The sequence below is a fragment of the Streptomyces sannanensis genome (assembly GCF_039536205.1).
Lineage (GTDB): Bacteria > Actinomycetota > Actinomycetes > Streptomycetales > Streptomycetaceae > Streptomyces > Streptomyces sannanensis.
Map to the genome: position 1 here is coordinate 335,179 of NZ_BAAAYL010000001.1, position 20,898 is coordinate 356,076.

Here is a 20,898-nt window from a genome sequence, read left to right on the forward strand (position 1 = left end):
CGATGAACCGTTTCTCGACGCCTTGGGGCGAGTTCGATCTCACCCGCTTTCCGGAGGACCCGCGCGACCAGCTGCGCGCCTGGGACGCCGCCGACGAGTACCTGCTGCGACACCTGAAGGGAACCGACGGCGAGCCGGCGGACCTCGCCGGCACCGTCGTCGTGGTGGGCGACCGGTGGGGTGCCCTGGTCACCGCACTGGCCGGGCACCGCCCCGTGCAGATCACCGACTCGTTCCTCGGCCGGCAGGCGACCCTGGCCAACCTCGCGCGCAACGGTGCCGACGCGGACGCGGTGCGACTGCTGTCGACCCGGGACACGCCCCCGGAGCGGATCGATGTGCTGCTGGTCCGGGTCCCCAAGAGCCTGGCGCTGCTGGAGGACCAGCTGCACCGCCTGGCGCCCGCGGTGCACGCGGGTACGGTCGTCGTCGGGACGGGCATGGTCACCGAGATCCACACCTCGACGCTGAAGCTGTTCGAGCAGATCCTCGGCCCGACCCGGACCTCCCTCGCGGTCAAGAAGGCCCGACTGATCTTCTGCTCACCGGACCCCGGACTCCCCCGCACCGCCAGCCCCTGGCCGCTCACCTACGCGCTTCCGCAGGACATCGGAGCGATCTCCGGCCGGACCGTGACCAACCACGCGGGCATCTTCTGCGCGGAACGCCTCGACATCGGGAGCCGCTTCCTGCTGCAGAACCTCCCCCGGCGACGGGGCCCGGAGCACGTCGTGGACCTGGGCTGCGGCAACGGTGTGATCGGCACGGCCGCGGCGCTGTCCAATCCCGAGTCCGAGGTGACCTTCATCGACGAGTCGTACCAGGCGGTGGCCTCGGCGGAGGCCACGTTCCGGGCGAACTCCGACGCCAGGGCGGAGTTCCTGGCCGGTGACGCGCTGTCGGCCGTACCGGCCGGGACGGTGGACCTGGTGCTGAACAATCCTCCGTTCCACTCGCACCGGGCGACCACGGACGCGACGGCCTGGCGCATGTTCACCGGGGCGCGCAGGGCGCTGCGGCCGGGCGGTGAGCTGTGGGTCGTCGGCAACCGCCATCTCGGGTACCACGTGAAGCTTCGCAAGCTCTTCGGCAACTGCGAAGTCGTCGCCGGTAACCCCAAGTTCGTCATCCTGCGGGCCGCCAAGCGACGGCAGGGCGGCGCAGCAGGGTCTCGGTGAAGTCGGCGCTGAAGTCGCGCGGTCCGGTGGACAGGGCGACCCGGCCGGAGTGCCTGGTACGGGCCATGACGGCGGGCGGGTAGGTGTACTGGCCGGCCTTGTCCTCGGCCAGGAACACCGTCTTCCCCCGCGTCAGTTCGCTCGCGCACTCGACGACGACCGTGCCGGTGGCCGCCGAGACGAACGACTCGTCGGCGGCGACGCCCACCGCGAGGGGGTCGTGCAGCGGGCAGGTGTCCTCGCCCTTGTTGCGTTCGTACGTCTTCAGGTAGGCGCGCATCATACGGGCGGTCAGTTCCTGGCCGGGCCCCGCGGCCTCGAGGCGGGCCAGGTCGCCGTGGCCGAAGCGCCAGCCGTGGGTGGCGTCCAGCCCGACCATGGTGTATGGGATGCCGCTGGAGACCACGATGTCGGCGGCGTCCGCGTCGGCCCAGATGTTGAACTCGGCGACCGCGGTGACATTGCCGGGCACGAGGGCGGCACCGCCCATGAAGACCAGCTTGCGGACCCGGTGGGCCAGGCCCGGGTCGGCAAGCAGGGCGGTGGCCACATTGGTGAGCGGTCCGGTGGCGACGACGGTCAGCTCGCCCTCGTACCGCTTCGACAGCCGGATCAGCACGGCCGGCGCCGGCTCGGTCTGCTCGGGGACGGTGGAATCGGGCAGTGTCTCCTCGCCCAGGCCCGTCCTGCCGTGGAAGTCCACGGCATACTCGGTCCGGCTGATGTGCCGGCCGGAGCCGCGGTGGACCGGTACGTCGCCGTCGATGCCGAAGACCCGTGCCAGGCCGCGGGCATTGCGGAAGGTCTGCTCGGCGGGGGCATTGCCTCCGACGCTGGTATAGGCCTTCAGATCCCACAGCCCGGTGCCGAGCAGATACTGCAGGGCCACGGCGTCGTCGAGTCCCGGATCACTGTCGAGGACGATCGGTGCGAGCGCCATGACTCGCCTCCTTCACTTCCGGTACGTCTCCAGCAGCCGCAGCCATACCTCGCTGATGGTCGGATAAGCCGGGACCGCGTGCCACAGCCGGTCGATGGGCACCTCGCCGGCGACCGCCACGGTTGCGGAGTGCAGCAGCTCTCCGACCCCGGGGCCCACGAACGTCGCGCCCAGCAGGACCTCCCGGTCAAGGTCGACGATCATCCGGGCATGGCCGCGGTAGCCCTCGGCGTACAGCCCGGCGCCCGCCACCGCCCCGAGGTCGTGGTCGACGGCCCGTACCCGGTACCCGGCCGCTTCGGCGGCCTCGAGAGTGAGGCCGACGGAGGCGGCCTCCGGGTCCGTGAAGACCACCTGCGGTACGGCGGCGTGGTCGGCGGTCGCGGTGTGCGCGCCCCAGCGGCCGGTGTCCAGCGGCCGGCCTGCCGCCCGGGCCGCGATGGCGGGGCCCGCGATACGGGCCTGGTACTTGCCCTGATGGGTGAGCAGCGCCCGCCGGTTGACGTCCCCGACCGCGTACAGCCAGTCGCTGCCCACCACCCGGCAGGTGTCGTCCACCTCCAGCCACGCGCCCGGCTCCAGGCCTACCGTCTCCAGGCCGATGTCCTCGGTGCGCGGGGCACGGCCCGTCGCGAACAGCACCTCGTCGGCCTCGATGTGCTCACCGCCGTCGAGAACCAGGGACACGGGATGTCCGGCGCCGCTGTCCCGTACCAGCGCGGCGACCGAGACGCCGGTACGGACCGTGACCCCGGCCTCGGTCAGCGCCTCGGCGACCAGGTCACCCGCGAAGGGCTCCATCCGGGGCAGCAGCCGGTCGCCGCGCACCAGGAGGGTCACCTCGGCCCCGAGGGCACGCCAGGCGGTGGCCATCTCGGTGCCCACCACTCCCCCGCCGACCACGGCGAGCCTGCCGGGGACCTGCTGGGCACTGGTTGCCTCGCGGCTGGTCCAGACATGCCCGTAGGCGAGGCCGGGCAGCGGAGGCAGCACGGCCCGGCTGCCGGTGCACACGGCGACCGCGTGCCGCGCGGTCAGGATGTGGCGGTCGCCCTCCGGGCCGCTGACGGTGACCCGGCGGGGGCCGGTCAGCCGGCCGTGGCCGCGGTAGAGCCTGGCGCCGATGCCGTCCACCCATTCGGCCTGGCCGTCGTCCTTCCAGTGCGCGGTCTTCTCGTCCCGGCGGGCGAGCACCGCCTGCGTGTCGAGCGGGCCGTCCACCGCCTGCCCAAGCCCGGGGAGGCGGCGTGCGTCCGCCCGGGCGATGACCGGGCGCAGCAGCGCCTTGCTGGGCATGCAGGCCCAGTACGAGCATTCGCCGCCGACCAGCTCGGACTCCACCACCGCCGTACTCAGGCCGGCGGCCCTGGTGCGGTCCGCCACGTTCTCGCCGGTGGGGCCTGCGCCCAGCACCACTACGTCGTATTCCGACTCCTCCGTCATACGCACAGTCTGGTGCGGGTCGCACGGCGTGGCCACAGGGCGGGCGGAATACCCCCGGTACGGTCCGGGTTGTGGCGGGTGGCTCCATCGGGGAGCCGGAAGGAAAGAGAGGGCGACGTGGCGACTGTCGAGCTCACCAAGGACAACTTCGATCAGATCGTGTCGGAGAACGACTTCGTTCTGATCGACTTCTGGGCCGCGTGGTGCGGTCCGTGCCGGCAGTTCGGACCGGTCTTCGAAGCGGCCTCCGAGCGCCACGAGGACCTGGTCTTCGGCAAGGTCGACACGGAGGCCCAGCCGGAGCTGGCAGCGGCCTTCGGGATCAGCTCCATCCCCACGCTGATGATCGTGCGGGAGAAGGTCGCGGTCTTCGCCCAGCCGGGCGCCCTGCCCGCGCCCGCCCTGGAGGATCTGATCGGCCAGGCCCGCGCACTGGACATGGACGAGGTCCGCAAGTCCGTCGCGGAGGCGGAGGCCGGCTGACGCGGGGGTGTTGCGTGCGGCTGTGCCTGGTACTCGGTATCCCGCGCTGTTCCTGGTGGGCGCCGGCCTCTCCGTGCCGGGCGCACTCGCCGTACGCCCGATCCGTCCGCTGACCCGGTCGACACCCGTTCGCAGTACCGGAGCGGGCCGCCCTGCTCGTGAGGCGCGGCTTCGACGTCTCCGTACGGTCACCAGGGCGTGCCGCGCCCTCCACCGTGCGGCTTCGACGGCTTCATGTCCTCGCCGGACGAATGGATCTGACGCATGAGACGGGACCTCCCGCTACCCTGGTCACTGCCAGCGAGTAACGGGAGGTTCCGTGTCGACACCTCTCCCGGCGGGTCTGCTGGACACCGCCCGCTCCCTCGCCCAAGGCGACGTCTCCGCACGGGAGTTGACCGAGCAGACCCTCGAAAGGATCTCGGCGTCCCAGCCGGTGCTCAACGCCTTCCGGGTGGTACGCGCGGAGAGTGCGCTCGCCGAGGCCGAGGCCGCCGACCGGTTGCTGTCCGAGGGCGTCCGGCTGCCGCTGCTGGGTGTGCCGGTCGCCGTGAAGGACGACATGGACGTGGCCGGCGAACCGACCGCCTTCGGCTGTCCCGGCAGCTTCCCGCCGAAAGCCGCCGACAGCGAGGCGGTACGGCGCCTCAGGGCGGCCGGAGCCGTGATCGTCGGCAAGACGAACACCCCGGAGCTCGGGCAGTGGCCGTTCACCGAGGGGCCCGCTTTCGGGGACACCCGTAATCCCTGGAACACCCGCCACACACCCGGCGGTTCATCGGGCGGGTCGGCCGCCGCGGTGGCGGCGGGACTCGTCCCGGCCGCCCTCGGCTCCGACGGCGCGGGATCCATACGGATCCCCGCCGCCTGGACCCACCTGGTCGGCATCAAGCCCCAGCGCGGCCGCATCTCCACCTGGCCCGACGCCGAGGCCTTCAACGGCATCACCGTCCATGGCGTGCTGGCCCGTACGGTCGCCGACGCCGCGCTGATGCTGGACGCCGCGAGCGGACCGCACACCGGCGATCTGCACCGGCCGCCCGCCGTCGACGCGTCCGCCGCCGCGAACCGCGACCCCGGCCGGCTGCGCATCGCGCTCTCCACACGGATGCCGTTCACCGCCACGTCCAAGCACCTGGACCCTCGCGTACGGGCCGCGGTGACCCGGCTGGCCGAGCGGCTGACGGCCCTCGGCCATGACGTCGCGGCAGCGGACCCCTCGTACGGCGCGGTCGGACCGGCCTTCATACCGCGCGCCACCGCCGGCCTGCGCGAGTGGGCGTCCCGCGTACCGGAACCGGCCCTGCTCGACCCGCGCACCCGTGGCACCGTCCGTCTGGGCGGACTGCTCGACGGAGCCCCGCTGCGCCTGGCGCGCCGGGCGGAGTCCGTACTCCACCGCCGCATCGGCGAAATCTTCGACCGCTTCGACGTCGTTCTGGCACCGACCACCGCCACTCCCCCACCCCCGGTGGGCGCCCTGATCGGTCTCTCCGGCCACCGCCTCGACCGCGCGGTGATCGCGGCCTGCCCCTACGCCTGGCCGTGGAACGTCCTCGGCTGGCCCGGCGTCAACGTCCCCGCGGGCTTCACACCCGACGGCCTGCCGCTCGGCGCCCAGCTCCTCGGCCCGGCGCACAGCGAGCCGCTGCTGATCTCACTGGCCGCACAACTCGAGTCGGACCAGCGCTGGTTCGAGCACCGGCCGCCCCCGCTCCATCGCCCCGGGCCCGCCTCATAGGTACGCTCCCCGCATGGACGACGCGACGATGACGGGCCTGCTCGGACGGGTGACCGGCACGGCCGGGCTTCGCCCTCATCGGGCTCAAGCGCACCGGGCCGAGCCTGATGTGGACCGTCGTGTGGTTCCGTGCCGGCCGTACCGATCGCCGACGCGGGCGGGCTGACCGGCCTGTGGGCTGCGCTGGCCTGCGCGAACCTGCTCCAGGCCGGCAGCAAGCTGGTGTCCTTCCTGCGGCACGGCACGCAGGCCGGCGCAAGTGTCCCGGCCGGCACGCCCGTTGGGGACACTTCCCGGGTGGAGGCGGGGTGAGGCGGGCCTCCCGAACCTGAACCCTGTCGGCCACGCCGGCCGGTGTGCGCTGAACGCGCTGATCGGGCGTGGAACCCGATCAGCGCGTCGCGGACGACAGGGGTATCGAACGGGGCCGACGGCATGTCGGACATGTTCGCCAAGACACTGACCATGGGCGGTACGGGCCTCGGCCTGACCCGGCAGCCGCTGGCCCAGATGGGGCCGGCGCAGCAGAACGGGCATCAGGGCCGGCCGGCCACCAAGCCCCCCTCGCCGAGCGGATCCCGCTGGGCGAAGACGAGGAGGAGTGAGGCGGGCGCGTGGCCGGGCCGGTCGCACCCCGGCCGTACGCCGCCGCCGGGCGTGGCGTCAGGGTGCCAGCTGGCTGAAGCCCACTTCAAAGCGTTCGACCGAAACGACTCGCTGGCCTTCCCTCCGGGTGGTCTCCTCGCGGATCCGGGTGGCACGGTCCTCGCTGCCCCTCATGGTGTCCTCGTTCTCCCACAGGCTCAGCGTCATGGCTTTCCCGGAGGCCCGGTCGAGGAGGTAGTAGACGCCCCGGAAGCCGGGAAGGTCCTGGACCTGCTGGAAGGCCGACCTGGAACTGGCGGTCAGATCGCCCTTCGCAGGCACGGGTGACCCCTGGTAGGTGCTCAGCCTCGCGAACATCGCTGTCACCACCTCCCTGGCGGCCCGCCGGCCGGAAGACCGGCCCCTCAAATCCAGGGTCCTCCGGCAGCCCGCACCCCGCCACCCGTCAGCCGTCCGCCGGCACCGCCCACAGCTCGGGGGCCTTCGAGGGCCCACAGCACGGTGCCGCGCACGCCATGCCGCCGCAGGACCGGCGGATGGCCGGCGTCCCCCCGGGCGTCCTGGCACCGGACGGTGCGCTGCACGCCTGCTTCGCGGTAGGTGAAGGCCGGGCGTGCGGGACTCCGTGTCCAGCCGGTACGACGCACCCCGCGCGAGGCGCGGTTCCTCGGCCTGCTTCCAGGTGACACGGCGGGCGCGGCCGGTCCCGCCGGGTCCCCAGTCCCAGCCGTAGACGGGCAGCACCATCTCGATCCGCTCCCGGGGGACGAGCGCGGTGGCGCACCGCAGGATGTCGGGCGTCCGGCCGCGGCGGGCGCGGACAGGGCCAGGGCGGGCAGCGCCGCCGTGACGACGAGGTCGGCAGGCGAGCGAGGACATGGCGTGCCGGTCCATGGGCCACCACCTGAACGTCCGTCCCGGCCGGCCGTTCCCCGCTGCGGGATGGGCCGTACAGGTTCTAGCGTGGCAATCGTGACAAATCCTACCGAAGGGCCCCATGGTGAAACGCCGTCTCGAACGCCCGGCGGGTGGCCGCATCGGGCGTACGGTCCAGTACGCCGAAGACGATGTGCTCGAAATGGCCGGAGAACCGGCCCCCTGCCATCAGCAGCGCCTGGAATGCGTTCGCCACCTGCGCCGGGTCGTTGCGGAACACCCCGCAGCCCCAGGCCCCCAGCACCAGCCTCCGGTAGCCGCAGACGGCGGCGGTCTCCAGCACTCGTTCGGCGCGGTCCGCCAGTGCGGCCGGGATCCGGCCGGCCAGCTCCGGCGTGGTCCGCAGGATCACCCCGGCGTTGGGTGCGGGCGCGGTCAGGAAACCCGCCCGGTACGGCTCTTCCAGAAGCGTGCCCCGGTCGTCGCGGAAGACCGGCACGCCCGGCGAGTGAATCACCCGGTCGGAGTAGAAGACATCACGCTCGACCCGGTGGTGGTCGTAGAACTCCGGCACCCGCAGCAGGCAGGCGTACAGCGCGGAGGACCGGCACAGTGCCTCCTCCTGTGCCTGGGCGCCGTTCAGGAAGCCTCCGCCAGGATTGCGTGCCGAGGCGAAACCGAGGACGGCGACCGGGTCCGGCGCGGCGGATACGAGACGGCGGGCAGCCTCCAGGCTGCTTTCGGCCGTGACTTCGATTACTGTCGTAAAGTCCCGGTCGGGTGTCACCGGGACGGGGTCCGGACCGTACAGCCGGGTTCCCGCCTCGGCCGCGGCCACGGAGGCGGCGATCGACACCTCGTGCCCCGCGGGTGTCTCGTACCCGCCGGCCCTGACGATCTCCATGGTCTGCTGTGCGATGTTCCGCAGGCGTCTGCTCATGCTTCTTCTTCCGTGTGGTTCTCGCGGAGCATCGTTGACGTCCAAGTGTCGTTGCCGCAACCCCATTTCCTCTCGAAAGGGCACCCTTGTGCGACTCCACGGCACGGGATTGGGTGGGACCCGGCGCCTCCCCGGTCCCGGGTCGGCGCGCTGACGGTATTCGGAAGGAGAAACCGGCCATGCCTGCTGTGAGCATCCGGGGCGGCGACCCGCCGTTTTCCGAGGAAGCGGCGGAAGCGCTGCTGAGGGGCATCTGCTTCAAGACGGGCCCGCCCCGGTTCATCGGTGTCGAACTGGAGTGGCTCGTCCACGATCTGCACCGGCCGCATCTCCCCGTCTCCCCCGGCCGCCTCGAAGCGGCCGTCGCGGCACTCCGGGCCCTGCCCCTGCGGTCGGCCCTCACTGTCGAACCCGGCGGTCAGCTGGAGCTCAGCTCGCTCCCCGCCGCATCCCTGACGGAGGTCATCGACTCCGTATCCGCCGACCTGGGCGATGTACGCGCCGTACTGCGCGGCATGGAACTCACCCTCGCCGGGGTCGGCCACGAACCCGTCCATCCGCCGCGCCGGCTGCTGCACGAGCCCCGGTACGATGCGCTGGAGGCGTGCCTGGACCGGGCGGGCCCGCTGGGGCGGTCCATGATGTGCTCCACCGCCTCCGTCCAGGTGTGTCTGGACACCGGCCACGAGGAGCCGGGACCGCTCGGCTACGCGCGACGCTGGCGGCTCGCACACCTGCTCGGCGCCGTGCTGGTGGCGGCGTTCGCCAACTCCCCGCTGAGGAACGGGCGGCCGAGCGGCTGGCGCTCGGCCCGCCAGGCCGTGTGGGCCGGGCTCGACCCGCTGCGTGCCCTCGCGCCGCGCCCGGACGAGGAGCCGCGGACCGGCTGGGCACGGCACGCGCTGGACACCCCGGTGATGTGCATCCGCGCCGCCGACGGGCCGTGGACCGTACCTGAGGGGCTCACCTTCCGGCAGTGGCTGCGCACCGGCCGGCCACGTCCGCCCGCCCGGGCCGACCTCGAGTACCACCTGACCACGCTGTTCCCGCCGGTGCGCCCGCGCGGCCATCTCGAGCTGCGCATGATCGACGCACAGCCCGGCGAGGACGGCTGGATGGTGCCGGTCGCCGTCACCACCGCGCTGTTCGACGATCCGGAGGCGTCGGAGACGGTCTACCGGGCCGTCAAACCGCTGGCCGAGACGGCAGGGGCGATGCCCGCACCCCGCAATCCGCTGTGGCTGAACGCCGCCAGATACGGCCTGGCCGACCCCGAGTTGCACGCGGCCGCCGTCGTCTGCTTCTCCGCGGCCCTCGACGCACTCCCCCGGCTCGGCGCCCGCAGCGCCCTACGGGACGCGGTCGCCGCGTTCGCCGACCGCCATGTCGCCCGGGGCCGATGTCCCGCCGACGATCTGCCCGTTCCCGCGCTCGGGAAGGAGACCCTCGCATGACCGAGCACGCCACCGACCTCGAATCACTGAGAAAGCGCGCCCTGGAGGCGCTCACCACCGCCCGGGACCGCACCGCCGCCCTCACCTCGTGTGTCGACGACCGCGAACTGATGGCCCAGCACTCGCCGTTGATGTCACCTCTGGTCTGGGACCTGGCCCACATCGGCAACCAGGAGGAGCTGTGGCTGCTGCGCGCGGTGGCCGGGCGTGAGGCGATGCGGCCCGAGATCGACTCGGTCTACGACGCGTTCGAGCATCCGCGTGCCGAGCGCCCCTCACTGCCGCTGCTCCCGCCGGCCGAGGCCCGCCGGTACGCCGCCGAGGTACGCGGCCGGGCGCTGGACGTACTGGAGCGCATCCCGCTGCACGGCACCCGGCTGACGGACGCGGCCTTCGCATTCGGGATGATCGCCCAGCACGAACAGCAGCACGACGAGACCATGCTGATCACCCATCAGCTGCGTAAGGGCCCCGCCGCGCTCCACGCCCCGCCACCCCCTGCGGCACCCGCCGACGCGGCCGCACTGCCCTCCGAAGTCCTCGTGCCCGGCGGCCCCTTCACCATGGGAACCTCCACCGAGCCCTGGGCACTGGACAACGAACGGCCCGCGCACCACCGGCTGGTGCCGGACTTCTGGATCGACACCGTGCCGGTCGCCAACGGCAGGTATCTGCGCTTCATGGAGGACGGCGGCTACCAGGACGAGCGCTGGTGGCAGTCGGAGGGCTGGGCCCAGGTCCAGGCCAACGGCCTGATCGCCCCGCTGTTCTGGCGCCGCGAAGGTGGTCAGTGGCTGACCCGGCGCTTCGGGGTCACCGAGCCCGTACGTCTCGACGAGCCCGTGCTGCATGTGAGCTGGTACGAGGCCGACGCCTACGCCCGCTGGGCCGGACGACGGCTGCCCACCGAGACCGAGTGGGAGAAGGCGGCCCGCCACGACCCGGCGACCGGCCGGTCGCGCCGCTACCCGTGGGGCGATGCCGACCCGGCGCCCGAGCACGCCAACCTGGGCCAGCGCCATCTGCGGCCCGCACCGGCCGGCAGCTACCCCGCGGGCCAGTCACCGCTGGGCGTACGGCAGTTGGTCGGTGACGTCTGGGAGTGGACGGCCAGCGACTTCCTCCCGTACCCCGGCTTCGCCGCTTTCCCGTACCGCGAGTACTCGGAGGTCTTCTTCGGCAGCGACTACAAGGTGCTGCGTGGCGGCTCCTTCGCCGTCGACCGGGTGGCCTGTCGGGGCACCTTCCGCAACTGGGACTACCCGATCCGCCGCCAGATCTTCGCCGGATTCCGCACCGCGAGAGACGCGAGGGATGTCTGATGTGTCGTCATATCGCTTACGTGGGGCCTCCCGTGCCGCTCGGTGAGCTGCTGGTCGAACCGGTGCACGGGCTGTACCGGCAGTCCTGGACTCCGCGCCTCCAGCGGAACGGGACGGTCAACGCGGACGGCTTCGGGGTCGGCTGGTACGCCGAGGGCGACCCGGTCCCGGCCCGCTACCGCCGCTCCGGTCCCATCTGGGCCGACGTGACCTTCACCGACCTGGCCCGGGTGATCCGTACCGGGGCGCTGGTCGCCGCCGTACGTGACGCCACCATGGCGAGCGCCGACGGCGCGGCCGGGGCCGCGCCGTTCGGCTCCGGCCCCTGGCTGCTCAGCCACAACGGCGCGGTCGCCGGCTGGCCGCAGTCGGTGGCTCCGCTCGCCGCCGCGCTGCCCGCGGCCGAGCTGCTGTCCCTGGAGGCGCGCTGCGACGCGGCGCTGGTGTGGGCACTCGTGCTGCACCGGCTGCGCAACGGCGACGAACCCGCCCAGGCACTGGCCGACACCGTGCTCGAGATCGCGGCCGCGGCCCCCGCTTCACGGTTGAATCTACTGCTGTCCGACGGCGAGACGGTCGCGGCGACGGCCTGGGGCGACACGCTCTGGTACCTCAACGAGCCGGGCCGCCGCACGGTCGTGGCCTCCGAGCCGTACGACGACGACCCTCACTGGCGCGAGGTTCCCGACCGCACCCTGCTGGCGGCGAGCCGCACCGACGTCCTGCTGACCCCGCTCAAGGAGCCCCTCGCGTGAGCCCGTTCCTGCTGACCCGCACCCTGCCCGAGGACGCCACGGACGCCGACCTGCGAGCCGATGTGCTGCACGGGCTGACCCGAAACCCCAAGACGCTGCCGCCGAAGTGGTTCTACGACGCACACGGCAGTGAGCTCTTCGAGGAGATCACCCGGCTGCCCGAGTACTACCCCACCCGCGCCGAGCGGGAGATCCTGATCCACCGCTCGGCGGAGATCGCCGGTCTGTCCGGCGCGCGCACCCTGGTGGAGCTCGGCTCGGGCTCGTCCGACAAGACCCGCCATCTGCTGGACGCCCTGCCGGACCTGCACGGCTATGTGCCGGTCGACGTGAGCGAAAGCGCCCTCACCGGGGCCGCCGAGGCGATCCTCGACGAGCGGCCCGGGCTGCGGGTGCACGCCCTGGTCGCCGACTTCACCCGTGGGCTCGCCCTGCCCGGCACCCCCGGGCCGCGTCTGGTGGCGTTCCTCGGCGGCACGATCGGCAATCTGCTGCCCGCCGAACGGGCCGTGTTCCTGCGGTCCGTACGGTCGTTGCTCAAGCCCGGGGACAGCCTGCTGCTCGGCACCGACCTGGTCAAGGACGAGGACACACTGGTGGCCGCGTACGACGACGCGGCCGGGGTCACCGCAGACTTCAACAAGAACGTCCTAGCGGTCATCAACCGCGAACTCGGTGCCGACTTCGACGCCGACGACTTCGCGCACGTGGCCGTCTGGGACAGGAAGAACGAATGGATCGAGATGAGGCTGCGGGCACGGCAGACGCTCACCGTCAAGATCCGCGATCTGGATCTCGTGGTGCCCTTCGAGTACGGCGAGGAGATGCGTACCGAGGTGTCGGCGAAATTCCGTCAGGACGGTGTACGGGCCGAACTGGCCGCCGCCGGGCTGACGCTGCGGAACTGGTGGACGGATGAGGCCGGGAGGTTCGCGCTGTCGCTCTCCACCGCCGACTGAGCAGCCCGTGCCAGGGAACGGCGGTCGGCATGGCGGGCCGCCGGGATCCGGGGCAGCACCCGGATCTCGGCGGTGAGCCGGCCGGCCGCCGCGACCCGCCACAGCGACGCGACCAGGGTGTCGTCACCGACGAACGCGGCCGCCCCACTGGTCTCGCCGTCCGGGCCGCGGTAGCTGATCCGTACGGGCTGCACATCCACGCCCGCGTCCAGTGCGGCCTGCAATGCGGCATGCCGGAACCGGCCCTGCCGCCGCCCGCACCAGGTGCTGCCCTCGGGGAAGACCAGCACCCGGGAACCCGCCGTCAGCGCGTCGCTGATCGCCCGCACCGTGCCGGGCAGGGCGCGCAACCGGTCGCGGTCGATGAACAGCGTGGCACCCCGGGCCGCGAGCGGCCCCAGCACGGGCCAGCGCCGAATCTCGCTCTTGGCGAGCATCCGTCCGGGCAGCACGGCGGCGAGCAGCGGCACGTCCAGCCATGAGATGTGGTTGGCGACGACCAGTGCCGCCCCCTGCCGGGGCTCGCCGGTGATGCGTATCCGTACCCCGAAGGCGCGCAGCACGGCACGGGACCAGAGACGGGTCAGGCGCTCCCTGGGGACCGCGGACAGCCGCAGCACCACCGGCGAGAGCAGCACCCCCGCCAGCACCGCCACGATGCCGGCGAGCAGCCGGAGGGCGGCGCGCAGGGGCGAGGCGGCCCGGCCCGTGTGATGGGCACAGCGCGGCGGGGTGCAGGGCGAGACGGGCAGCCAGACGTTCATCGCACCGGGGCCAGCGAGAGGAAGTGGCGCAGATAGCGGGGGTTGGTGCGGCGCAGCGACAGCAGCACGTACAGGTCGGCGACCCCGAAGTCCGGGTCGTACGCGGGCTCCCCGCAGACCCAGGCGCCCAGCCGCAGATAGCCGCGCAGCAATGCCGGGATCTCGGTGCGCCCCGCGGGACGCTCGATGCCTTCGGGGCTCCAGGGCCGCAACGGGGTCACCCGGTACTCCTCGGGGGCGAGGTGCTTGGCGGCGACGGTGTCCCAGGTGCCGGCGGCGAGGGTCCCACCGTCCGCGAGGGGGATGGAGCAGCAGCCGGCCAGCCAGGTGTGCCCGGTACGGCTCATGTAACGGGCGAGTCCGGCCCAGACGAGCGCGATGACGGCGCCGTTGCGGTGGTCGGGGTGCACACAGGAGCGGCCCACCTCGACGAGGTCGTGACGGATGGGGTCGAGCCGTCCGAGGTCGAACTCGCCGTCGGAGTAGAGCCGGCCGGCCACCCGGGCCCGGTCGGGGGGCAGCACCCGGTATGTACCGACGACCTCGCCGGTGGCCTGCTCGCGCACCAGCAGGTGGTCGCAGTACGCGTCGAAGGCGTCGATGTCCAGCCCCGGCTCGGGTCCTTCGAGCCGGGCACCCATCTCACCGGCGAACACCTGGTGCCGCAGGCGCTGCGCGGCGCGGACGTCGTGCTGGTCCCGGGCGAGCGAGACCAGATAGCCGGAGCCCGCGGGCGGGGCTGGAAGGGCGGCGGGCGAGGCGGGCATGGCGGTCATGTCGTTCTCCTGTGCCGGGCGGAAGATGCACCTCACTTTCTTCCGCCCCGGGCCGGCTTCGACATGACCTCGACGGGGCCTGTGGATGTGCGGCTGCTGAATGCCGGGCGCCGCCGGTCCCGGCGACGCCAGGGGACCCGGACGGGTCAGTCCTTGCGCACCAGCAGCGCCACGGTCAGGCCGGTCATGCGCTCCGTCCCGGATGCCGTGTAGTGGGCGCGGAGCGCGTCCGCCTGGGGGCCGGGCAGGCCCTGCAGCGGGTCCGGGTCGCCGCCCCTGACCACGAGCCAGAGCCGCTTCTCCTTTCCCACGCACTCGGCCGGACGGGGGCAGTAGACCGGGTCCGACTCATGGAGTTCGGCCGCCGACCTGGCAACGAAGACATCACGCATGCTGAGCTCGCGCGGAAGATAGAAGCTGACGCCCCGGCTGTCCTCCATGCGGTCGTAGACCACCGCGTCCCCGGGGGCGTAGTACTTGCGGATGGCCCGGGCGGCTCCTTCGAAGTCCATGCTCAGCCCCAGGTGGTGTTCGAAAGTCTCCCGCACCGCCTTCTGCACGGGCAGCGTGAGCAGGGCGAGTACCGCCAGGGCCGCCGCGAGCGCGGCCTTGAACCGTACCGCCGCGGCGAGCCCGGCCCCTGCCAGGACCGCCCACGCCGGCAGGGTGAAGAGCATGTACCGGAAGTAGAAGTAGGAGATCTGCCCGTGGGAGGCCACCCAGATCACCAGTGGTGGCAGCACGGCGAGTGCGGTGCACCACAGGAGGGTGTCGTTCCGTTCCCTCCATGCCAGAGCGGCCAGCATGATCACCGCCCCCGCGCACAGTGCGGAGGCGAAGATCTGGGGCCAGATGTCGACCAGTCCCCATCCGTCCGGCTTGGCGATCCAGTAGAGCTGCCGGGACGCCTGCGACCTGCCCAGCAGAATCACCGGAACCACACAGGCCACACCGGTCACTGCGGCGATACAGAAACCCCACAGCGCCCGGCGCTCCTGCCGGCCCCGGAAGATCGCCGCGAGGAGATGGCCCAGAAGGGCGGTCAGGGCGACCAGATGCATGAGTCCGATGAACTCCACGCACAGGGCGTAGCCCGTCCAGCGCCACCAGCTGCGGGGGCGGTCCAGGGCCCGGAGCAGCATCAGCGTGGCCAGGGACACGGCCAGCAGCGTCAGGGCGTAAGGACGGGCCTCGTGGCCGAACCTGCTCACCGCCGGGATCACGGCGAACAACAGGCCGCCGGCGAGCCCGGCCCGGCGGCCGAACAGCCGCTGCCCGGTCAGCGCCACACAGACGGCGGCACCGATCATGGCCAGTGCGGAGGGCATGCGCACGGCGGTGGCCGATTCCCCGAAGACGGTCATCCACGCATGCAGCATGAAGTAGTACGCGCCGAGCACCGCGTCCACCCGCTGCACCGTCCCGAGCAACTGCTCGGCCGTACGGCCGGCGATGTCCCAGCTGGCCAGCTCGTCGCCGCCCATCTGCGGCCGCCCGATCCGGTACATGGTCATCGCCAGTGTGGCCAGCGCGGGCCACAGCCACACACCGACCGGCTGACGCGGGCGGTCTTGCCGCGCTTCCGGCGCCCGAACCTCGCCGGTGTCCTGAACAGGAGGGGGGAGAAGTGCCATGCGGAAAGCCATAGCGCCGCGGCGCTGCCCCCGGGGCGGCACACCATGGCGGACATGGCCGTTTTCGCCTGTTCGGCCCCCGGCCACGCCTCGCGGAGTACCGCCCGGTGGGGCACCGTGGAGTGACGTACCGAGAGGAGAACGGCTCTCATGTCGAACCACATCTACAAGGTCGCCGAGATCGTCGGCAGCTCGACCGAGGGTCTCGACCAGGCCATCCGCAACGGCATCGCGCGCGCCTCCCAGACGCTGCGCAGCCTCGACTGGTTCGAGGTGACCGAGATCCGCGGCCATATCGCGGAAGGCGCGATCGCCCACTACCAGGTGGGCATGAAGGTCGGCTTCCGCCTGGAGGACGCGGGGTAGGCGCACATCGTTGCTCCCCTGACGCCGAAGGCCAGGGGCCCCGTTCGACGTACCCGTAATGGCACTGGTGATCGCCGACGACAAAAAGAGCCCGGCCGCCCATCACTGCCCGGACCAGCGGTGAATGGGGGCTGCGTCCATCCGGCGTGATCAGCGTTCGGCTGATCCGGTGCGGTGTGGCGCGGGTACCGTCTGGGTGTTGCCGCAGAACGGAGTTCGCCGTGTCGCAGAGCATCGAGGAGCACACCGGCACTCGGATCGCCCGTATCCGGAAGCAGCGTGGCCTGACGCAGCAGGGCCTGGCGATGCGGGCCCATGTGTCGAAGTCGCTGTTGTCGAAGGTCGAGTGCGGGCAGAAGCCCGCGTCCCCGGCTTTTATTGCGGCCTGTGCCCGCGCACTTGGTGTCTCCACGTCCGATCTCCTGGGGCAGCCGTACGCCGAGGAGCTGCGCCGGGACCGGATGGATGCGCTGATCCAGCCGATCCGTGAAGGGCTGGAGAACTGGGACATCGCTCTGGACTGGGAAACGGCCCCGCGCCCGATCGCGCTCATCCGTGCTGATGTCCAGCGCGCGCTGGAGCAGCGTCGCCAGGCGGAGTACACGGACATGGTCCGTGATCTTCCAGGCTTGATCGACGAGTGTGTCCAGGCCGTCCACACCAGCTCCGGAGAGGACCAGCGGCTGGCCTACGAGTGCCTGGCGGGTACGTTCCGCTGTGTGTTCACCATGGCGTGGAAGTTCGGGTACATCGACCTGGCCACCGTGGCACTGGACCGCTTGGCATGGGCCGCGCCGCGTGCCGATGAGCCGGGTCTGGCGGCCATGCATGCCTTCCTCCGAGCGCAGACCACGATGGCATCCGGCCGGTACGACATCGGTGTGCGCGTAGTCGACCGCGCGCTGCGGGATCTTGAAGGCCAGGACGCACACCGCCCGGCAGCCATCGACGCCATGCGAGGGATGCTTCACCTGCGGGCCGCGGTGATCGCGGGCCGAGCGAAGGACCGGGACCACGCTGAGGCACGGCTCGCCGAGGCCCGTGCCCTGGCCCGTCAGACGGGCGAACTGCCCGACTACGGCGTGACCTGGGGGCCGGTCAACGTTGCCGTCCATGCCGTCGCCATGGCTTCGGAGATGGACGAGTTCGGCCTGGCCATCGAACGCGCCAAGGACGTGCGGATCCCACCTGACTGGACCCGGTCCCGGGCCGGGCACCACTGGATGGACCTGGGTCGGGCCTACGCCTGGGAAGGCCGCCCGGAGCAGTCTCTGAACTGTCTGCAGCGGGCCCGGCGCATCGCGCCGCAGCAGACGCGCTACCACCCGACGGTGCGGGACACCGTTCTGGCACTCAAGCGCCGCGAACGGTCCCGCAGCGGATCGCTGGCGCAGTACGCGGAGTGGGTCGGGATATAGCAGATTCCAGGCAAGAGGAGTTGCACCATTCGGTGCAACTGCCGTGCATCGCCGGTCGGCAGGCTGACGTTCAGTCAGGATCCCCGTGACCATCTCCCCGACTCGAACGGAGTCGAGAGCTTGGGGAGGAACGGTCCGGGGGCGTGGCCAACGCTGATAGGGAGCGTCGACATGCCGCACTGTTTCGCCCGCATCTTCGAGCCGCTGCTGCGGCTGCTCCGGCCCGCGCCGGGCCGCCACCGCAGACGAGATCACCAAACCGCCGGCTTCATGGCCTCGACCGTCTATCAGCCTCGCGCATCGGCTGCCCCGGGGCTGCGGGGCGAGCAGGTCGGGCTGGTACGCCCGTACCTGGTCGCGCACGAGCGGCGGGAGGCCCAGAGACAACGGGCACGGCGTCGCGCGCTGTGGCTGGCGGTCCACGGCATCGACATCGGCCCCCGGTTGCTCCACGGAGTGGAGGTCAGCGCATGACGAGCGGAACCGGCCAGCTCCGCCTGCTGCCATGGGCGGGCCCAGAGGGGAAGCCTTGCTATCTCGCAAGTGACGGGACGGGATACCTGTCCCGGCTCGCGAACAACGTGGAGTCCGCCCAGCTCGGTCTGGCCGGTGAACTCCTCCAGGAGGCGCAGCGCATTCTGGGCGGGCTTCAGTGGACGCCCGGCGAACTACACCTGTTGGCGGTCCAGTTGACCGAAGCTCTGACCAATGTGCACCGGATCGCGGTCAGCCGGGGCGCACGCCTACCCTCACCCGCCTACGAAGACGCCGATTCCCTCAACGCCCCGGACGACGAGGACGACCCGCGATCAGCCCTGCGCGACTGACCTGCCCACACCCCGATACACCGTTCCTGCCAGATGCCCGGCCGGCGGTGCAGGCAAAGGGGGACCGCGACATGGTCTCCGAGATCGACTTTTGGTAGGGCACCAGGACCGCGGGGCCGGTACCTTGGTACCCCTTGGTACCCCTTGTCCGCGAAGTAGATCGCCTCCGCTTCCGCGAGTGAGCCGCGCGCCGAGATCGCAGAAGCCTGCCGTGGAGCGGCGGCGACAGGGTGGGTTGTGCTGATGGAGTCGGCTACCTATCTCGAACTCGACCGATGCGGCGCTGAATCATTGGCCATCAGCGGCTGGTTCTGCGTCGTAGCGCTCGAATTCGATGTAGTCGAGGGGGTTCTCGTCGCGGCGTCCGAGCGGGGGCAGACCCTCGGTTGCGAACCGGCCGCGCAGCCACTCCAGCAGGGTTTTGGTGAGGTCGGTGTTGAGCGGTGGGCCTTGGGCGGCATGGCGCGGTACAACGATCAATGGCCAGTCGTCCGGCGTGGCACCTTCGGTCAGCCAGCACAGTTGGTCGCCGTCGATGGAGTCGGCGAAGGGCAGGAATCCCCCGGGCTCGGGATAGACAGCCAGGGGATGGTACTCAGGGAACTCTGCTCGCTGCCCCTGGTAGGTCTCCGCGTACCACTCGGCCCACGGTGCGAGCGCGTGCTGGTCCTCGTCGAAGGGGATGTTGAAGCGCAGCCAGCCGCACCAGGAGCCGGCCCCGTACCGCTCCATCAGTCGTACGTACTCGCCGGGCAGACGTGTGCCCAGCCGTTCGTACAGCCAGTCCCAGTTGTGCTTACCGAGCGTGGGTGTCTCCGGCGGCGGGACGAGTGCGATCAGAGTCTCCAGCCCGCTGCCTGTGGTGAGCGCCGCCCGCTGTTGAGCGGTTGGCTCCGGTCGCCGAGGCGGCGGTGTCCACGGGGTGCGCTCCAGGTCGGTTTGCATGCCACTTCGGGCGGCCACTGGGCGCATGCCGTCGGCCACGAGCCGGGCCAGCGTCGGCACGAGCGGGCTCGCGAAGCGCCGCCAGGAGTCGCGGCCCGCGTTCTCGTCGTCCTGACAGTGCATGACGACCGGCCACTGGTCGGGGTCGTCGGATGCTGTGGTGTCCCAGTAGAGGGTGTCGGCTGTACGGGTGGCGCCGAAGGGAAGGACACCAGGGGCATCACGCCGAGTCTGCTGCACCCAGGCCCCATAGTCGAACCACCCGCGGTTGACGCATGGCATGTGAAGCCAGAGCCAGGCGCCAATGTCGAGTGGGCCGTACGCGGCGGCGATGGCCTTGTAGTCGGCGGGCAGGCTCGTCCCCAACCAGGACTCGACTGCCGCCCAGTCGACAGGTACGGCGTAGTCGGCCGGCGGATCGCCGAAGATCTCGGCGAAGGCGTTGACGTGCGGGTCTGAAGCATTCACGGGTCTATAGACCTTTACCGGGAGCGAACGGGTGTTGACCGGGAGGGCGGGGAAGCACGTGAGCTCCTTCCAACCTGCCGCAAAGACAGGGTGGTTGGGCTGAAAATGTGGTGAAGCCCCTGGTAGATGGGTTTTCGACCAAGAGAACCGTCTCCACCGGAGGCTTCGCGTGCTTGTCTACCCGTCGGGCGTCGACGTGTCCAGTTCTGCCCTACGCTTCCTGTCCACCCGTCTGCGGCAGCACCGTCGCGCGATCGGCTCCCACTGGCGGCGTCTGAGCTCCGGCCGCCAGGCCCTGCTCACGCTCGCCCACCTGGGGGTGGGGCACACGTATGCGGGTGCAGATCTGATGAGGGTGCCTCGTTGGGGTGATTCGCAGAGGTTCGGGATGTGGCTGGTCGTGCCGGCTTTTACCGTCGCCGGGGTCGAGCCCGCTGTGAGGGGTGCGGGTGCTGAGCGAGGGTGGGTGTGGTGTGCCGTCGTTGATGGAGGCGTTGGAGGCCAGGCGGGCTGAAGTGCTGGGCCAGGTCGAGCGGCTGCGTGAGCAGATCGCTGGTCTGTCCGAGGAGTTGTCGCGGGCCGAGGAGCGGCTGGCGCGGTTGCAGATCGCGCGGGAGACGGTGGAGGAGGTGCTGGCCGCGCCGTCTTCTCCGGTACCAGGCACGGACGCGGGTGAGGGTGTCGGCGGGGTCGCCGTGGCGCTGGTGAAGGCCGAGGCAGAGCTGGATGTGACGGTGATGTCGCCGGAGTACCGGGAGATCATCGCCCTGTTCGCGACCTCTGGGGCGGCGATGCGCTGCAAAGAGGTCTGCCAGCACCTGGGTCTGGGGACCGAGCCGCGGCATGTGGAGGGGATGCGCTCGAAGCTGAAGAGGCTGGTGGAGCGCGGGATCCTGGCCGAGCCTTCGTCCGGGCTGTTCAAGGTTGACGGCAGGAAGCAGGGGTGGTGAGCGTGGTGGGGCCGGCCCAGAGCGCGCTCGCGGAGTGTGAGGATGCTTTCGCT

Annotated in this window: 21 protein-coding genes and 1 pseudogene; 14 read left to right on the forward strand and 8 right to left on the reverse strand. The window is 71.4% G+C overall.

The window, feature by feature from the left end; genetic code table 11:
- Positions 1–2 precede the first annotated feature (2 nt).
- Positions 3–1,178 carry a methyltransferase gene (locus tag ABD858_RS01580; protein WP_345033972.1) on the forward strand — a complete coding sequence of 392 codons (1,176 nt, stop codon included), beginning with the start codon at positions 3–5 and terminating at the stop codon, positions 1,176–1,178.
- Here ABD858_RS01580 and ABD858_RS01585 read toward each other — a convergent pair.
- Positions 1,126–2,118, reverse strand: coding sequence for a nucleoside hydrolase (locus tag ABD858_RS01585; RefSeq protein ID WP_345033973.1), 993 nt, complete (start codon positions 2,116–2,118; stop codon positions 1,126–1,128). The two genes, ABD858_RS01580 and ABD858_RS01585, sit on opposite strands and share 53 nt — an antisense overlap.
- A gap of 12 nt (positions 2,119–2,130) precedes the next feature.
- On the reverse strand, positions 2,131–3,561 hold the full coding sequence (locus ABD858_RS01590) for a dihydrolipoyl dehydrogenase family protein (RefSeq protein ID WP_345033974.1): 1,431 nt from the start codon (positions 3,559–3,561) through the stop codon (positions 2,131–2,133).
- 117 nt (positions 3,562–3,678) lie between these two features.
- Between ABD858_RS01590 and trxA the strand changes: the two genes are divergently transcribed.
- The 3 genes from trxA to ABD858_RS01605 all read left to right on the forward strand — a co-directional run bounded on the left by trxA (position 3,679) and on the right by ABD858_RS01605 (position 6,097).
- Positions 3,679–4,044: a thioredoxin gene (gene trxA / locus ABD858_RS01595; RefSeq protein ID WP_345033975.1), complete on the forward strand. Its 366-nt coding sequence runs from the start codon at positions 3,679–3,681 to the stop codon at positions 4,042–4,044.
- A 319-nt stretch (positions 4,045–4,363) separates the two neighbouring features.
- Entirely contained in the window at positions 4,364–5,785 is a 1,422-nt protein-coding gene (locus ABD858_RS01600; protein ID WP_345033976.1) for an amidase, read from the forward strand.
- 129 nt (positions 5,786–5,914) lie between these two features.
- On the forward strand, positions 5,915–6,097 hold the full coding sequence (locus tag ABD858_RS01605) for a hypothetical protein (protein ID WP_345033977.1): 183 nt from the start codon (positions 5,915–5,917) through the stop codon (positions 6,095–6,097).
- 351 nt (positions 6,098–6,448) lie between these two features.
- On the opposite strand, the gene ABD858_RS01610 is transcribed toward ABD858_RS01605, so the two are convergent.
- Together ABD858_RS01610 and ABD858_RS01615 are read right to left on the reverse strand one after the other, a co-directional pair.
- Positions 6,449–6,748 (reverse strand): hypothetical protein, encoded by a 300-nt coding sequence (locus ABD858_RS01610; protein WP_345033980.1) that lies wholly within the window; start codon positions 6,746–6,748, stop codon positions 6,449–6,451.
- A 625-nt stretch (positions 6,749–7,373) separates the two neighbouring features.
- Positions 7,374–8,207: a TIGR02452 family protein gene (locus tag ABD858_RS01615; RefSeq protein ID WP_345033982.1), complete on the reverse strand. Its 834-nt coding sequence runs from the start codon at positions 8,205–8,207 to the stop codon at positions 7,374–7,376.
- Between the two features lie 179 nt (positions 8,208–8,386).
- Here ABD858_RS01615 and egtA point away from each other — a divergent pair, with 179 nt between their 5' ends.
- Genes egtA through egtD form a run of 4 tightly spaced genes read left to right on the forward strand, consistent with a single transcriptional unit; the run spans position 8,387 to position 12,697 of the window.
- A complete protein-coding gene (egtA, locus tag ABD858_RS01620; protein WP_345033985.1) occupies positions 8,387–9,661 on the forward strand; it encodes an ergothioneine biosynthesis glutamate--cysteine ligase EgtA in 1,275 nt (424 codons plus the stop codon).
- Positions 9,658–10,983: an ergothioneine biosynthesis protein EgtB gene (gene egtB, locus ABD858_RS01625; protein WP_345033986.1), complete on the forward strand. Its 1,326-nt coding sequence runs from the start codon at positions 9,658–9,660 to the stop codon at positions 10,981–10,983. The genes egtA and egtB overlap by 4 nt, the downstream gene beginning before the upstream one ends.
- Positions 10,983–11,738, forward strand: a complete 756-nt coding sequence (gene egtC / locus ABD858_RS01630) for an ergothioneine biosynthesis protein EgtC (protein ID WP_345033988.1) — start codon at positions 10,983–10,985, stop codon at positions 11,736–11,738. The genes egtB and egtC overlap by 1 nt, the downstream gene beginning before the upstream one ends.
- A complete protein-coding gene (gene egtD / locus ABD858_RS01635; protein ID WP_345033990.1) occupies positions 11,735–12,697 on the forward strand; it encodes an L-histidine N(alpha)-methyltransferase in 963 nt (320 codons plus the stop codon). Before egtC ends, egtD begins: the two co-directional genes overlap by 4 nt.
- On the opposite strand, the gene ABD858_RS01640 is transcribed toward egtD, so the two are convergent.
- The 3 genes from ABD858_RS01640 to ABD858_RS01650 all read right to left on the reverse strand — a co-directional run bounded on the left by ABD858_RS01640 (position 12,592) and on the right by ABD858_RS01650 (position 15,871).
- On the reverse strand, positions 12,592–13,461 hold the full coding sequence (locus ABD858_RS01640; protein ID WP_345033991.1) for a lysophospholipid acyltransferase family protein: 870 nt from the start codon (positions 13,459–13,461) through the stop codon (positions 12,592–12,594). The genes egtD and ABD858_RS01640 overlap by 106 nt on opposite strands.
- Positions 13,458–14,228 (reverse strand): GNAT family N-acetyltransferase, encoded by a 771-nt coding sequence (locus ABD858_RS01645; RefSeq protein WP_345044199.1) that lies wholly within the window; start codon positions 14,226–14,228, stop codon positions 13,458–13,460. The genes ABD858_RS01640 and ABD858_RS01645 overlap by 4 nt, the downstream gene beginning before the upstream one ends.
- A 155-nt stretch (positions 14,229–14,383) precedes the next feature.
- Positions 14,384–15,871 carry a glycosyltransferase family 39 protein gene (locus ABD858_RS01650; protein ID WP_345033992.1) on the reverse strand — a complete coding sequence of 496 codons (1,488 nt, stop codon included), beginning with the start codon at positions 15,869–15,871 and terminating at the stop codon, positions 14,384–14,386.
- Between the two features lie 150 nt (positions 15,872–16,021).
- Here ABD858_RS01650 and ABD858_RS01655 point away from each other — a divergent pair, with 150 nt between their 5' ends.
- The 4 genes from ABD858_RS01655 to ABD858_RS01670 all read left to right on the forward strand — a co-directional run bounded on the left by ABD858_RS01655 (position 16,022) and on the right by ABD858_RS01670 (position 18,482).
- Complete coding sequence (locus ABD858_RS01655; RefSeq protein WP_345033994.1) at positions 16,022–16,237, forward strand: dodecin; 216 nt, start codon at positions 16,022–16,024, stop codon at positions 16,235–16,237.
- Positions 16,238–16,458: 221 nt separating this feature from the next.
- A complete protein-coding gene (locus ABD858_RS01660) occupies positions 16,459–17,655 on the forward strand; it encodes a helix-turn-helix domain-containing protein (RefSeq protein WP_345033996.1) in 1,197 nt (398 codons plus the stop codon).
- 171 nt (positions 17,656–17,826) lie between these two features.
- Positions 17,827–18,129 (forward strand): hypothetical protein, encoded by a 303-nt coding sequence (locus ABD858_RS01665; protein WP_345033998.1) that lies wholly within the window; start codon positions 17,827–17,829, stop codon positions 18,127–18,129.
- Positions 18,126–18,482 carry a hypothetical protein gene (locus tag ABD858_RS01670; RefSeq protein WP_345034000.1) on the forward strand — a complete coding sequence of 119 codons (357 nt, stop codon included), beginning with the start codon at positions 18,126–18,128 and terminating at the stop codon, positions 18,480–18,482. The genes ABD858_RS01665 and ABD858_RS01670 overlap by 4 nt, the downstream gene beginning before the upstream one ends.
- 288 nt (positions 18,483–18,770) lie before the next feature.
- Here ABD858_RS01670 and ABD858_RS01675 read toward each other — a convergent pair whose 3' ends face one another.
- Positions 18,771–19,895, reverse strand: coding sequence for an SMI1/KNR4 family protein (locus ABD858_RS01675; protein ID WP_345034001.1), 1,125 nt, complete (start codon positions 19,893–19,895; stop codon positions 18,771–18,773).
- Between the two features lie 169 nt (positions 19,896–20,064).
- On the opposite strand from ABD858_RS01675, the pseudogene ABD858_RS01680 reads away from it, so the two are divergent.
- Together ABD858_RS01680 and ABD858_RS01685 are read left to right on the forward strand one after the other, a co-directional pair.
- Positions 20,065–20,232: pseudogene (locus ABD858_RS01680) on the forward strand (IS5/IS1182 family transposase); the annotation flags it as partial.
- Positions 20,233–20,368: 136 nt separating this feature from the next.
- Positions 20,369–20,845 carry a hypothetical protein gene (locus tag ABD858_RS01685; RefSeq protein ID WP_345034002.1) on the forward strand — a complete coding sequence of 159 codons (477 nt, stop codon included), beginning with the start codon at positions 20,369–20,371 and terminating at the stop codon, positions 20,843–20,845.
- Positions 20,846–20,898: the final 53 nt, after the last annotated feature.

Excerpts from the sequence above, each read along its gene's own strand:
- ABD858_RS01580 (WP_345033972.1), top strand. The coding sequence starts at position 3 with ATGAACCGTTTCTCGACGCCTTGGGGCGAGTTCGATCTCACCCGCTTT.
- ABD858_RS01585 (WP_345033973.1), bottom strand. The coding sequence starts at position 2,118 with ATGGCGCTCGCACCGATCGTCCTCGACAGTGATCCGGGACTCGACGAC.
- ABD858_RS01590 (WP_345033974.1), bottom strand. The coding sequence starts at position 3,561 with ATGACGGAGGAGTCGGAATACGACGTAGTGGTGCTGGGCGCAGGCCCC.
- ABD858_RS01610 (WP_345033980.1), bottom strand. The coding sequence starts at position 6,748 with ATGTTCGCGAGGCTGAGCACCTACCAGGGGTCACCCGTGCCTGCGAAG.
- ABD858_RS01615 (WP_345033982.1), bottom strand. The coding sequence starts at position 8,207 with ATGAGCAGACGCCTGCGGAACATCGCACAGCAGACCATGGAGATCGTC.
- egtA (WP_345033985.1), top strand. The coding sequence starts at position 8,387 with ATGCCTGCTGTGAGCATCCGGGGCGGCGACCCGCCGTTTTCCGAGGAA.
- egtB (WP_345033986.1), top strand. The coding sequence starts at position 9,658 with ATGACCGAGCACGCCACCGACCTCGAATCACTGAGAAAGCGCGCCCTG.
- egtC (WP_345033988.1), top strand. The coding sequence starts at position 10,983 with ATGTGTCGTCATATCGCTTACGTGGGGCCTCCCGTGCCGCTCGGTGAG.
- ABD858_RS01640 (WP_345033991.1), bottom strand. The coding sequence starts at position 13,461 with ATGAACGTCTGGCTGCCCGTCTCGCCCTGCACCCCGCCGCGCTGTGCC.
- ABD858_RS01645 (WP_345044199.1), bottom strand. The coding sequence starts at position 14,228 with ATGCCCGCCTCGCCCGCCGCCCTTCCAGCCCCGCCCGCGGGCTCCGGC.
- ABD858_RS01650 (WP_345033992.1), bottom strand. The coding sequence starts at position 15,871 with ATGGCACTTCTCCCCCCTCCTGTTCAGGACACCGGCGAGGTTCGGGCG.
- ABD858_RS01655 (WP_345033994.1), top strand. The coding sequence starts at position 16,022 with ATGTCGAACCACATCTACAAGGTCGCCGAGATCGTCGGCAGCTCGACC.
- ABD858_RS01665 (WP_345033998.1), top strand. The coding sequence starts at position 17,827 with ATGCCGCACTGTTTCGCCCGCATCTTCGAGCCGCTGCTGCGGCTGCTC.
- ABD858_RS01670 (WP_345034000.1), top strand. The coding sequence starts at position 18,126 with ATGACGAGCGGAACCGGCCAGCTCCGCCTGCTGCCATGGGCGGGCCCA.